Source organism: Enterobacter cloacae complex sp. SHL020, assembly GCF_049236945.1.
GTDB classification, from domain to species: Bacteria; Pseudomonadota; Gammaproteobacteria; order Enterobacterales; family Enterobacteriaceae; genus Enterobacter; species Enterobacter dykesii.
Window position 1 is genome coordinate 636,094 of record NZ_JBMKJF010000002.1, and the last position, 13,036, is coordinate 649,129.

General features: G+C 57.4%; 11 protein-coding genes. 5 read left to right on the forward strand and 6 right to left on the reverse strand.

The window, feature by feature from the left end; translation table 11 throughout:
* Nucleotides 1-16 precede the first annotated feature (16 nt).
* Together macA and macB are read left to right on the forward strand one after the other, a co-directional pair.
* Entirely contained in the window at nt 17-1,132 is a 1,116-nt protein-coding gene (gene macA / locus ACOTZB_RS08135; protein WP_126328130.1) for a macrolide transporter subunit MacA, read from the forward strand.
* Entirely contained in the window at nt 1,129-3,069 is a 1,941-nt protein-coding gene (macB, locus tag ACOTZB_RS08140) for a macrolide ABC transporter ATP-binding protein/permease MacB (protein ID WP_193804719.1), read from the forward strand. Before macA ends, macB begins: the two co-directional genes overlap by 4 nt.
* A 70-nt stretch (nt 3,070-3,139) precedes the next feature.
* Here the strand turns inward: macB and cspD are convergent, their stop codons facing one another.
* Complete coding sequence (gene cspD, locus ACOTZB_RS08145; RefSeq protein ID WP_006809408.1) at nt 3,140-3,361, reverse strand: cold shock-like protein CspD; 222 nt, start codon at nt 3,359-3,361, stop codon at nt 3,140-3,142.
* Nucleotides 3,362-3,628: 267 nt separating this feature from the next.
* Here cspD and clpS point away from each other — a divergent pair, with 267 nt between their 5' ends.
* The 3 genes from clpS to ACOTZB_RS08160 all read left to right on the forward strand — a co-directional run bounded on the left by clpS (nt 3,629) and on the right by ACOTZB_RS08160 (nt 6,959).
* Complete coding sequence (gene clpS / locus ACOTZB_RS08150; RefSeq protein ID WP_006174393.1) at nt 3,629-3,949, forward strand: ATP-dependent Clp protease adapter ClpS; 321 nt, start codon at nt 3,629-3,631, stop codon at nt 3,947-3,949.
* 27 nt (nt 3,950-3,976) lie between these two features.
* On the forward strand, nt 3,977-6,256 hold the full coding sequence (clpA, locus tag ACOTZB_RS08155) for an ATP-dependent Clp protease ATP-binding subunit ClpA (protein ID WP_421626862.1): 2,280 nt from the start codon (nt 3,977-3,979) through the stop codon (nt 6,254-6,256).
* A gap of 253 nt (nt 6,257-6,509) precedes the next feature.
* Nucleotides 6,510-6,959: a hypothetical protein gene (locus ACOTZB_RS08160; protein ID WP_421626863.1), complete on the forward strand. Its 450-nt coding sequence runs from the start codon at nt 6,510-6,512 to the stop codon at nt 6,957-6,959.
* A gap of 71 nt (nt 6,960-7,030) precedes the next feature.
* Here the strand turns inward: ACOTZB_RS08160 and infA are convergent, their stop codons facing one another.
* The 5 genes from infA to trxB all read right to left on the reverse strand — a co-directional run bounded on the left by infA (nt 7,031) and on the right by trxB (nt 12,854).
* Entirely contained in the window at nt 7,031-7,249 is a 219-nt protein-coding gene (gene infA / locus ACOTZB_RS08165; RefSeq protein WP_002211347.1) for a translation initiation factor IF-1, read from the reverse strand.
* A 284-nt stretch (nt 7,250-7,533) separates the two neighbouring features.
* A complete protein-coding gene (aat, locus tag ACOTZB_RS08170) occupies nt 7,534-8,238 on the reverse strand; it encodes a leucyl/phenylalanyl-tRNA--protein transferase (RefSeq protein ID WP_047651318.1) in 705 nt (234 codons plus the stop codon).
* A 45-nt stretch (nt 8,239-8,283) separates the two neighbouring features.
* Nucleotides 8,284-10,005, reverse strand: coding sequence for a heme ABC transporter ATP-binding protein/permease CydC (gene cydC, locus ACOTZB_RS08175; RefSeq protein WP_421626864.1), 1,722 nt, complete (start codon nt 10,003-10,005; stop codon nt 8,284-8,286).
* Complete coding sequence (cydD, locus tag ACOTZB_RS08180; RefSeq protein ID WP_421626865.1) at nt 10,005-11,771, reverse strand: heme ABC transporter permease/ATP-binding protein CydD; 1,767 nt, start codon at nt 11,769-11,771, stop codon at nt 10,005-10,007. The genes cydC and cydD overlap by 1 nt, the downstream gene beginning before the upstream one ends.
* A gap of 114 nt (nt 11,772-11,885) precedes the next feature.
* Nucleotides 11,886-12,854 carry a thioredoxin-disulfide reductase gene (trxB, locus tag ACOTZB_RS08185; RefSeq protein ID WP_023616696.1) on the reverse strand — a complete coding sequence of 323 codons (969 nt, stop codon included), beginning with the start codon at nt 12,852-12,854 and terminating at the stop codon, nt 11,886-11,888.
* Between the last annotated feature and the right edge of the window lie 182 nt (nt 12,855-13,036).

Here is a 13,036-nt window from a genome sequence, read left to right on the forward strand (position 1 = left end):
TTTATTTGGAATATTTATGAACCTCAAGGGAAAACGCAGAACGTGGTTTCTGCTGCTGGCGGTCGCGGTTTTAGCCGGTGGGTACTGGCTATGGCAGGTGCTGAATGCGCCGGTGCCACAGTATCAGACGCTGATTGTTCGCCCGGGCGAACTGCAGCAAAACGTCCTCGCTACGGGCAAGCTTGACGCGCTGCGCAAGGTTGACGTCGGCGCTCAGGTCAGCGGCCAGCTGAAAACGCTGTCGGTTGAGATTGGCGACAAGGTGAAAAAAGGCCAGCTGCTCGGCGTTATCGATCCTGAGCAGGCTGAGAACCAGATCCGCGAGGTGGAAGCCACGCTGATGGAGCTGCGCGCGCAGCGTGCGCAGGCGCTGGCAGAGCGTAACCTGGCACAGGTGACGCTGACTCGTCAGCAGGCGCTGGCTAAAACTCAGGCTATTTCGAAACAGGATTTAGATACTGCCACCACCGAACTGGCGGTGAAACAGGCGCAAATTGGCACGATTGACGCGCAAATCAAGCGCAACCAGGCCTCGCTGGATACGGCAAAAACCAACCTCGATTACACCAAAATCGTCGCGCCGATGGCGGGCGAAGTCACCCAGATCACTACGCTGCAGGGCCAGACGGTGATTGCCGCGCAGCAGGCGCCAAACATTCTGACGCTGGCGGACATGAGCACTATGCTGGTCAAAGCCCAGGTTTCAGAGGCGGATGTGATCCATCTTAAGCCGGGACAGAACGCCTGGTTTACGGTGCTGGGTGACCCGCAAACGCGCTACGAAGGCGTGCTGAAGGACATTCTGCCGACGCCGGAGAAAGTTAACGACGCTATTTTTTACTATGCCCGCTTTGAGGTACCAAACCCGCAGGGCGTGCTGCGTCTGGACATGACCGCACAGGTGCATATCCAGCTGACCGGCGTGAAGAACGTGCTGACCATTCCGCTCTCTGCGCTTGGCGAGTCCGCCGGGGAGAGCCGTTATAAAGTGAAAGTGCTGCGCAACGGCGAAACGCGCGAGCGCGAGGTCGTGATCGGCGCGCGCAACGACACCGACGTGGTGGTGGTGAAAGGGCTGGAAGAGGGCGAGGAGGTTGTTGTCAGCGAAAGCCTGCCCGGAGCCGCTAAATGACGGCGCTGCTTGAGCTGAATAACATTCGTCGCAGCTATCCGTCCGGCGACGGCCCGGTGGAGGTGCTGAAGGGCATCTCCCTGCGCGTGGAGGCGGGCGAGATGGTGGCGATTGTCGGCGCGTCGGGTTCCGGTAAATCGACGCTGATGAACATTCTCGGCTGCCTGGATAAAGCGACCAGCGGGACCTATCGCGTGGCCGGGACGGATGTCTCCACGCTGGACGGCGACGCGCTGGCGAAGCTGCGCCGGGAACACTTCGGCTTTATCTTCCAGCGTTACCATCTGCTTTCTCACCTTAACGCGGCCCAGAATGTGGAAGTGCCTGCGGTGTATGCGGGCGTCGAGCGGAAAAAGCGACTTGAGCGCGCGCAGATGCTGCTGACGCGTCTGGGACTGGCGGAGCGGGTGGAGTACCAGCCCTCTCAGCTTTCCGGCGGCCAGCAGCAGCGCGTGAGTATTGCCCGTGCCCTGATGAACGGCGGGCAGGTGATCCTCGCGGATGAACCGACCGGCGCGCTCGACAGCCATTCCGGCGAAGAGGTGATGGCGATCCTGCACCAGCTTCGCGATCGGGGGCATACGGTGATCATCGTCACCCACGATCCGCAGGTGGCGGCGCAGGCGGAACGCATTATCGAGATCCACGACGGCGAGCTGGTCAGTAACCCGCCGCCGCGTGAGTCCAGGGCTGCGGCGCCGAAAGAAGCGCTGCCGGCATCAACCGGCTGGAGGCAGTTCTCCAGCGGCTTTCGCGAGGCGCTGACCATGGCGTGGCTGGCGATGGCGGCCAACAAAATGCGTACCCTGTTGACGATGCTCGGCATCATTATTGGTATCGCCTCGGTGGTGTCGATCGTGGTGGTGGGCGACGCGGCCAAGCAGCTGGTGCTGGCGGATATCCGCGCTATCGGCACCAATACCATTGACGTCTATCCCGGCAAAGACTTTGGCGACGACGAGCCGCAGTATCAGCAGGCGCTGAAGTACGACGATCTGGCGGCGATTCAGAAGCAGCCGTGGGTAAACTCCGCCACGCCTGCGGTTTCGCAAAACCTGCGTCTGCGCGTGGGCAACGTTGACGTGGCCGCCAGCGCTAACGGCGTGAGCGGAGACTATTTCAACGTCTACGGCATGACCTTCAGCGAAGGCGCCACCTTCAACGCCGAGCAGCTCGCGGGCAGGGCGCAAGTGGTGGTGCTGGACGCAAACTCGCGCAGGCAGCTTTTCCCAAATAAAGCCAGCGTGGTAGGCGAAGTGATCCTGGTCGGCAACATGCCTGCCACGGTCATCGGCGTGGCGGAAGAGAAGCAGTCGATGTTTGGCAGCAGCAAGATCCTGCGCGTCTGGCTGCCCTACACCACCATCTCAGGGCGGATTATGGGGCAGTCATGGCTCAACTCCATCACCGTACGCGTGAAGGAGGGCTACGACAGCGCGCTGGCCGAACAGCAGCTTGAACGGCTGTTAACCTTGCGCCACGGGAAGAAAGATTTCTTCACCTGGAATATGGACGGCCTCTTGAAAACGGCGGAAAAGACCACACGTACTCTTCAGCTGTTCCTCACGCTGGTGGCGGTGATCTCGCTGGTCGTCGGCGGTATTGGGGTGATGAATATCATGCTGGTGTCGGTCACCGAGCGTACCCGGGAGATCGGCATCCGCATGGCGGTCGGGGCCCGGGCCAGCGACGTGCTGCAGCAGTTTTTGATTGAAGCGGTACTGGTGTGTCTGGTCGGCGGGGCGATGGGCATTGCGCTCTCGATGATGATCGCGTTTGCGCTCCAGCTCTTTTTACCCGGCTGGGAGATTGGCTTCTCGCCGGTTGCCATTATCACCGCGTTTTTATGTTCGACCTTTACCGGCATTTTGTTTGGCTGGTTGCCCGCCCGCAACGCGGCGCGGCTGGATCCGGTGGATGCGCTGGCTCGGGAATAACCCGAAAATAAAAATGCCAGCCGATCGGGCTGGCATTTTGACTGCGGGATGTACACAATAAAACAGAGAGCTATGCAACCGTCTCTGCTTCAACGGGTACGATTAGGCTTGCATGATTGCCTTTTGGTCCCTGATGTACATCGAACCGGACGGACTGCCCGGCTTTGAGCGTTCTGTAACCATCCATCTGAATGGTGGAATAGTGAGCGAAGATATCCTCGCCGCCGCCTTCGGGGCAGATGAAGCCAAACCCTTTGGCGTTGTTGAACCACTTAACAGTACCCATTTCCATGCTTCGACATCCTTCGTAAATCTTATAAGTTAAGATGGAATGAACCGGTGGTGGAGTGGGGGCTGTTCAAAACCTCGCCATCTCACGCTTGTACAATTTAGAGAAACGAAAGAAGTCGTCAAGCGTTTGGCGCTGGAGATGGGACAATAATCAACCAAAGTTTGAAGCAGTTAACGCTATTGCAACAGTTTGTGACAGACATCGCGGATGACAGTAATAGATGATTGTTATCTAACATCTGAGGTAGATTCAAAGTGGTTATGCATAATGGGTAAGACCAACGATTGGCTGGATTTCGACCAGCTGGCGGAAGACAAAGTGCGCGACGCGCTAAAACCGCCATCTATGTATAAAGTTATGTTAATGAACGATGATTACACGCCGATGGAATTTGTTATTGACGTGCTACAAAAGTTCTTTTCTTATGATGTAGAACGTGCAACGCAACTGATGCTTACCGTTCATTATCGTGGCAAAGCTATCTGCGGCATCTTCACAGCCGAAGTGGCGGAAACCAAAGTGGCGATGGTGAACGACTATGCGAGGGAGAACGAGCATCCGTTGCTGTGTACGCTGGAAAAGGCCTGATAAGGCATAAAATTGGGGGAGGTGCCTATGCTCAATCAAGAACTGGAACTCAGTTTAAACATGGCTTTCGCCAGAGCGCGTGAGCACCGACATGAGTTTATGACCGTCGAGCATTTACTGCTCGCACTGCTTAGCAACCCATCTGCCCGCGAAGCGCTGGAAGCTTGCTCCGTGGATCTGGTGGCGCTACGTCAGGAACTCGAAGCCTTCATCGAACAAACCACACCGGTGCTGCCAGCCAGTGAAGAAGAGCGCGACACTCAGCCGACGCTCAGCTTCCAGCGCGTGCTGCAGCGCGCGGTATTCCACGTCCAGTCTTCCGGGCGTAGCGAAGTGACTGGCGCAAACGTCTTAGTCGCCATCTTCAGCGAGCAGGAGTCACAGGCTGCCTACCTGCTGCGCAAACACGAAGTCAGCCGCCTCGACGTGGTTAACTTTATTTCTCACGGAACGCGTAAAGACGAGCCTAACCAGGCATCGGATTCCAGCAATCAGGTCAATAACAATGAAGAGCAAGCAGGCGGGGAGGATCGTATGGAAAACTTCACCACCAACCTTAACCAGCTTGCTCGCGTTGGCGGTATCGACCCGCTGATTGGTCGCGATAGAGAGCTGGAGCGCGCGATCCAGGTGCTGTGCCGTCGCCGCAAGAACAATCCGCTGCTGGTGGGTGAGTCAGGCGTGGGTAAAACCGCGATTGCCGAAGGGCTTGCCTGGCGCATTGTCCAGGGTGACGTGCCGGAAGTGATTGCCGACTGCACCATCTACTCGCTGGATATCGGCTCGCTGCTGGCGGGCACTAAATACCGCGGTGATTTTGAAAAACGCTTCAAGGCGCTGTTAAAACAGCTGGAGCAGGACACCAACAGCATCCTGTTTATCGATGAGATCCACACCATCATCGGCGCAGGTGCGGCCTCCGGTGGCCAGGTCGATGCCGCGAACCTGATCAAACCGCTGCTCTCCAGCGGCAAGATCCGCGTGATTGGCTCCACGACCTACCAGGAGTTCAGCAACATCTTTGAGAAAGACCGTGCGCTGGCGCGTCGCTTCCAGAAAATCGACGTGACCGAGCCGTCCGTCGAGGAAACGGTGCAGATCATCAACGGCCTGAAGCCGAAGTACGAAGCGCACCACGACGTGCGTTACACCGCGAAAGCGGTACGTGCGGCGGTGGAGCTGGCGGTGAAATACATCAACGACCGTCATCTGCCGGATAAGGCGATTGACGTGATTGATGAGGCAGGCGCGCGTGCGCGCCTGATGCCGGCCAGCAAGCGTAAGAAAACCGTTAACGTGGCGGATATTGAGTCCGTGGTGGCCCGCATCGCGCGTATCCCTGAGAAGAGCGTTTCTCAGAGCGACCGCGACACGCTGCGCACCCTCGGCAATCGCCTGAAAATGCTGGTCTTTGGTCAGGATAAAGCCATTGAGGCCTTAACCGAAGCGATCAAGATGGCCCGCGCCGGGCTGGGGCATGACCACAAGCCTGTCGGTTCCTTCCTGTTTGCTGGCCCGACCGGCGTAGGGAAAACCGAGGTGACGGTTCAGCTCTCCAAAGCGCTGGGTATTGAGCTGCTGCGCTTTGATATGTCCGAGTATATGGAGCGTCACACCGTCAGCCGTTTGATTGGTGCGCCTCCGGGCTACGTGGGCTTTGACCAGGGCGGCCTGCTGACCGACGCGGTGATCAAGCATCCGCACGCGGTACTGCTGCTCGATGAAATCGAGAAGGCGCACCCGGACGTGTTCAACATCCTGCTGCAGGTGATGGACAACGGGACGCTGACCGACAACAACGGGCGCAAGGCGGACTTCCGCAACGTAGTGCTGGTGATGACCACCAACGCCGGGGTGCGTGAAACCGAGCGTAAATCCATCGGCCTGATCCACCAGGATAACAGCACAGATGCGATGGAAGAGATCAAGAAGATCTTCACGCCGGAGTTCCGTAACCGTCTGGACAACATTATCTGGTTCGATCACCTGTCTACCGAGGTGATCCATCAGGTTGTGGACAAGTTCATCGTCGAGCTGCAGGTTCAGCTGGATCAGAAAGGCGTGTCGCTGGAAGTGAGCCAGGAGGCCCGCAACTGGCTGGCCGAGAAAGGCTACGACCGAGCGATGGGGGCCCGTCCGATGGCGCGCGTGATTCAGGACAACCTGAAGAAACCGCTGGCGAACGAGCTGCTGTTTGGCTCGCTGGTGGACGGCGGCCAGGTGACCGTGGCGCTGGACCAGGCGAAGAACGAACTGACGTACGATTTCCAGAGCGCGGCGAAGCACAAGCCGGAAGCGGCTCACTGAGTTATAAGGTAAAAGCAAAACGGCAACTTCGGTTGCCGTTTTTTTTGTTTTCTCCCTCTCCCTGTGGGAGAGGGCCGGGGTGAGGGCATCAGGCCGCAGAGGAATTTTGCGAGGCGCTTTCCCGTTTCTTTCGAAGTCAGTTGCTGGATAAATCCACAGTAATAAAATGGCGGCGCACCTGCAAAATCAGGTGCCGGGATTGCCGTCCTGAAAGTGTGTGCACAGACAATCTTGCGTGCATAAAGGATCACATATGACTGATATTAATAGCTTCGCCCAACTCTACACCGAACTCTCCCTCAACCCCGATCTTCCAACCCTGGCTGAGCGCTGCAAACTGCTCACCGAAATCCTCCTTGACTGCAAATCACTCCCGCAAACGCAGCCCATTTGCCGTTGTCTCGGAGCTTACCTGGAAGAGGTGAAATCCGGCCTCACAGAATCCATGCGCGATTTTCAGGTGGTAGAATTTGGGGACGAAGCGGAACAACCGCGACAAAAAGAGTGGTTGCTGGAAGATACAGAAACGAAATGCGACTACTGCCGGGCGTTAAACCACATACTGCTGGTATCGCATTTTGACCGCGATATGTTGCCGCACCTCACGGGATTACTCCACGACATGGCTCATTCTATGGCAGGGGATTTAATCGCTCCTGTACAACCGTGGATGACAATACATCTTCCGGCAGAGCAACATTAAAGCCATAAATAAAAAAGGCCGGGATTATCCCGACCTTTTAAATATTCATCTGCCATTACAGGCGAAAACAATTAGCGACTACGGAAGACAATGCGGCCTTTGCTCAGGTCGTACGGGGTCAGTTCAACAGTCACTTTGTCGCCCGTCAAAATGCGGATGTAGTTTTTGCGCATTTTACCGGAGATGTGCGCAGTTACCACGTGACCGTTTTCCAGCTCTACGCGAAACATGGTATTAGGCAACGTATCAAGTACGGTACCCTGCATTTCAATATTGTCTTCTTTGGCCATCTAATCCTCTGGGGTATCACTACCAAGTTTTGAACCGGCAAGATAATGCCGAAATTCATCAATTAAGTAAAGAATTGCGCGATTAAAACGCAGCAAAACAGTTTCGGCGCATTGCCCAAGCGTCACGGTACAACCGAACAGGAAGCGCATTCGTAAAGGGGAGACGACAGGATAAACGTCAGGACGTTATCTGAAGCGAGGGTCCCAAACGGCGGCGGGGCAACAGGCAGAAGCTACTCTGCGGCATAATTATAACACCCTCACAAAAAATATGCGGAAAACATTTAGGCATTGGGCATAAAGAGCGTTCTCGGTATCCAGAAGTCGCGCGGGAGCTTCTCCTGACGGCTGGCATCCAGTTGTTCGATGTACTGGCGTCGCGGGATTTCAACAGCCCCCAGGGAGGCCGTGTGCTCGTTGAGCACCTGACAATCGATCAGGCGTCCGCCGCGCTGGGCAAACGCCTCGCAGAAGACCAGCAGCGCGGTTTTCGAGGCGTTAACCGCGCGAGAGAACATCGACTCGCCGCAAAACAGCGTCCCTTGCGCTACGCCGTACATGCCGCCGACGAGTGCTCCGCCTTCCCACACCTCAATGGAGTGGGCGTACCCAAGTTCATGAAGCTGGTGGTAGGCAGTGATGATATCGCTGGTTATCCATGTCCCTTCATAGCGGTCTTCAGCGCAGCCTTCAATGACCTGACCAAAAGCGTGGTTGAGGGTGACGCGGTAGGGGGATTTCGCATGGAAACGCTTCATGCTGCGGCTCACGTGAAACTGCGCTGGCCACAGCACGGCACGCGGATCGGGGGACCACCATAAAATCGGATCGCCGGGGGAAAACCAGGGGAAAATACCGCGCTGGTACGCCATTAATAGTCGCGCGGGACTGAGGTCACCACCAAGGGCCAGCAGCCCGTTGGGCTCACGCAGCGCCCCTTCCGGAGAAGGGAACGCGATGTTATGACGAGAAAGCTGGACCAGGCGCATGACAGCAAAACTCCAGTACGCGAGTAAGGACGCTACAAATATAGTCTACAGACGCTGTTTAAACTGGTAGTAGCGACCCTGTTTGGCCAACAGCTCTGCGTGACTACCTTGCTCAATAATGTGTCCGTTGTCCATCACAATTATCCGATCAAAACTCGCCAGTCCGCGCAGGCGGTGTGTGACCATCAGCACGGTTTTGCCGGTCATAACATTCGCCAGTAAATCAAGGATTTGGCTCTCGGTTGTGGCATCCAGGCCTTCGGTGGGTTCGTCGAGCAGCATCAGCGGCGCATCGTGCAGCAGCGCGCGCGCAATTGCCAGACGGCGCAGTTCACCGCCGGAGAGCTGGCGGCCGCCTTCGCCCAGCCAGCCGTTCAGCCCGTCGTCCTCAAGCAGTTTTTGCAGTCCGACCTGCTCCAGCGTGGCGCGAAGCGCATCATCAGAGGCCTCTGGCGCGGCCAGCAGCAGGTTATCGCGCAGGGTGGCGCTAAACAGATGCACGCGCTGCGGAACGACGCTCACCGTCTTGCGCAGGGTCTGCTCGCTGAAATCAGTCAGCAACGTATTATTAAAACGAATATTGCCGCGCTGCGGATCCCAGGCGCGCGTCAGTAGCTGTAGCAGAGTCGATTTACCGCAGCCGGTACGCCCGAGGATCGCCATCCGCTGACCTGCACTAACAGAAAGGTTGATACCGTCCAGCGCGTTCTGCGCCTGTTTGTCATAGGCGAAGGTGACATCTTCAAGCGTTAGCGCAACCTGCTCTGGTACCGCAGTTTGCCTGGCACTGAACGTGACTTCAGGCTCCTGCTCGGCAATCTGCGTGATGCGCAGGGCAGAGGCGATCACCTGACCAAGATGCTGGAAGGCGCCCGTCACCGGGGCCAGCGCTTCAAACGCAGCCAGCGCACAGAAGACGAACAGGGCAATAAGAGGACCCGGCTGTGAATTCCCCCCGACATCGCCGGAAGCCAGCCACAGCATGGCAATCACCGCCACGCCGCCGATTAACATCATCAGCGCCTGAGAGAAGGCCGTAAGCTCCGACTGGCGGCGCTGGGCTTCATGCCAGTTCAGCTCCGTACTTTCCATGCGGGCGCGATAGCGCTTGCTGGCGCCAAAAATCGTCAGCTCTGCCTGCCCCTGAAGCCAGGAGGTGAGCTGCTGGCGGTAGTCCCCGCGCAGGCGCGTCAGGTTTTCCCCGGTGGATTTCCCGGCGCGGTAAAACAGCGGAGGCAGAATGATGAGCGTCAGCAGCATGATCCCGCCCAGCGTCAGCGCAACGGAAACATCCAGAACAGACAGCCCCAGCGTGACCACCACAATCACCACAAACGCGCCCACGATCGGGGAAATCACGCGCAGGTACAGGTGATCCAGCGTGTCGACATCCGCAACGACACGGTTAAGTAACTCACCCTGACGAAAACGCGCCAGCCCGGCAGGGGAGAGGGGCAGCAGTTTGCTGAAGGTGTAGATGCGCAGGTGCTGCAGCACGCGGAAAGTAGCGTCATGGCTGACAAGACGTTCGAAATAGCGTCCGGCGGTACGGGTGATGGCGGTACCGCGAACACCGGCAGCCGGGAGCATATAGTTGAAGCTGTATAAACCGGCAAAGCCCGCGACGGCCGAGGCCGACAGGAACCAGCCGGAAAGCGTGAGCAGGCCAATGCTGGCGAGCAGCGTGACAATCGCCAGCACAATCCCCAGCGTCAGCATCCATTTGTGACGTTTATAGAGCGCAAGATAAGGCAGCAGAGCACGCATCAGATGTCCTCCTGACGGTTCGCCAGCAGGGCGGCAAACGGTCCCTGCGCGGCAACGAGAGAGGCGTAATTGCCTTGCTCAACAATACGGCCGTTCTCCATGACCCAGATCTGGTCCCAGTCGGCAATCCCTTCCAGCTGGTGGGTGACCATCAGGGTTGTTTGCTGCCGGGAGGCGGCGTTCAGGGCCTCCATTACGCGCTGTTCGCTGTGGGCATCCAGGCTGGCGGCAGGCTCATCCAGCAGCATCAGCTGGCATGGGTTAAGCAGCGTGCGTGCCACGGCTACGCGCTGCGCCTGTCCGACCGAAAGCCCGGCGGACTGATCGCCGACCACGGTATCTACCCCCTGGGGGAGCAGGGGCAGAAACTCGCTGACCCAGGCGCGGTCGAGAACCGACTGCAGTTCATCTTCGCGCGCGTCCGGGCGCGCCAGAAGCACATTTTCACGCAGCGTAGCGGCGGGAAGCTGCGGGTTCTGGCCCACCCAGCTGAGCTGTTTACGCCAGGCGTCTGGATCGAGGTTGCGCAGTTCGGTTTTGTTGATCCGCAGTGAACCCGTGTAGGCCATAAAACCGGATAGCGCATTCAGCAGAGAGCTTTTCCCGGAACCGCTGGTGCCGACGAGCACCACGCGTTGTCCCGCAGGTAAGGTAAAGTTCAGCGGACCGGCGAGCACTTTGCCTTCGGGCGACAGAATGGAAAAGTCCTGCGCTTCAATGGACACCGGATCTTTCGCATTCAGCGTTACGTCACCGCGCTCCGGGTGGGCCAGCGGCGTTTCCAGGAACGTTTTCAGGCTATCGGCTGCGCCAACCGCCTGCGCTTTGGCGTGATAGAAGGTTCCCAGATCGCGAAGCGGCTGGAAAAACTCCGGGGCCAGGATCAGCGCCAGGAAGCCGGCAGAAAGGGTCACCGCCGTGCCGTAATGGCCGAAATCCAGCGCGCCAAGATAGGAGAAGCCGAAGTAGACCGCCACGAGGGCAATCGACAGTGAGGTAAAGAATTCCAGTACGCCGGAAGACAAGAAGGCGAGGCGTAACACTTCCATGGTGCGCTGAAGGAAGTCCTGTGATGCCTGGCGAATGTTTTCGGTTTCTGCTTCACCGCGGCCAAAAATGCGTAACGTCTCCATGCCGCGAAGACGATCGAGGAAATGGCCGCTCAGGCGACCAAGAGCCAGGAAGTTACGGCGGTTGGCATCCGCTGCACCCATGCCGACCAGCGCCATAAACAGCGGGATCAGCGGGGCGGTGCCCATCAGAATCAGCGCAGCCATCCAGTTCACAGGGAAGATGGCGATCACGATCAGCAGCGGAACGAAGACGGCAAGGGCCATTTGCGGCAGATAGCGCGCATAGTAGTCGTGCATATCGTCAATCTGCTCAAGGATCAGCGTCGCCCAGCTACCGGCCGGTTTACCCTGGATCCACGCGGGCCCGGCTTCCTGAAGGCGATCCAGCACCTGGCGGCGGATCTCGTAGCGGATATGCTGTCCGGCGTGAAAACCGACGCGCTCACGCAGCCACACCACCCAGGCGCGCAGGATAAAAATCAGGATCAGGACAATAAAGGGCAGCAACAGCGCTTCGCGCGGGATGTTCTCCATGATCATATGATTAAGAATGCGGGCCAGCAGCCATGCCTGGGCAACAATCAACAGGCCGCTAACGAACCCCAGGAGACGGGAAATCGTAAGCCAGCGGCGGGAAATAACGCTTTGCTGTTTCAGCCAGCGTGTTAACTCTTGTTGACGGGTTTTTTCCATTGCGTACTTTGCAGGTGACGTTATTAGAAGTTGGGCAGCGCAATGTTACAACGGGGAGACAATAAAGGCGACTTATCGCCGCCTTTATTTACGTTTGTTACTGACTTGTAAAGATTATTTACCTTGTTCAGCCAGTCCATCGAGGTAGCGTTCAGCGTCCAGCGCGGCCATACAGCCGGTGCCCGCAGAGGTAATCGCCTGACGATAAATATGGTCCATCACGTCGCCAGCCGCGAAGACGCCCGGGATGCTGGTCTGGGTCGCATTACCGTGAATGCCGGACTGCACTTTGATGTAGCCGTTTTCCAGCTCGAGCTGACCGTCGAAGATCGCGGTGTTCGGGCTGTGACCGATCGCCACAAACAGACCCGCCACTTCAAGCGTTTCGACGTTATCGGTGTTCTGGGTATCACGGATACGCAGACCGGCAACGCCCATCTGGTCGCCCGTCACCTCTTCCAGGGTACGGTTAGTGTGCAACACGATGTTGCCGCTTGCCACTTTATCCATCAGACGCTTGATCAGGATCTTCTCCGCGCGGAAGGTTTCGCGACGGTGGATCAGGTGCACTTCAGAGGCGATGTTCGCCAGGTAGAGCGCTTCTTCCACTGCGGTGTTGCCGCCGCCGATAACCGCGACTTTCTGATTGCGGTAGAAGAAACCGTCACAGGTTGCGCAGGCAGAGACGCCGCGGCCTTTGAACGCTTCTTCGGATGGCAGACCGAGGTAACGGGCAGAGGCGCCGGTGGCAACGATCAGCGCGTCACAGGTGTATTCGCCGCTGTCGCCTGTCAGGCGAAACGGACGGTTCTGCAGATCGACCTTATTGATGTGGTCGAACAGAATTTCGGTTTCGAATTTAGCGGCATGCTCGTGCATACGTTCCATCAGCAGCGGCCCGGTCAGGTCGTTCGGGTCCCCTGGCCAGTTTTCCACTTCGGTGGTGGTGGTCAGCTGACCGCCTTTTTCCATACCGGTGATGAGTACCGGGTGCAGGTTAGCGCGTGCAGCATAGACCGCTGCGGTATATCCCGCAGGTCCAGAACCAAGGATTAGCAGCTTACTGTGTTTGGCCGTGCCCATGAGATCCCCATTATTGTTGGCAGACATTTGGCTGGATTGTAGGGAATTTGTTGTCGTAAAAAAAGAGCGCAGCAATTTTGATATCAATCTGTGTAATAGTCACGGACGATGAATGGCGCGCTATAACATCACGTTTTCGCCTGAAAACCGGTCGTTTGTAAGGCAATAAAATGAGGATTAAT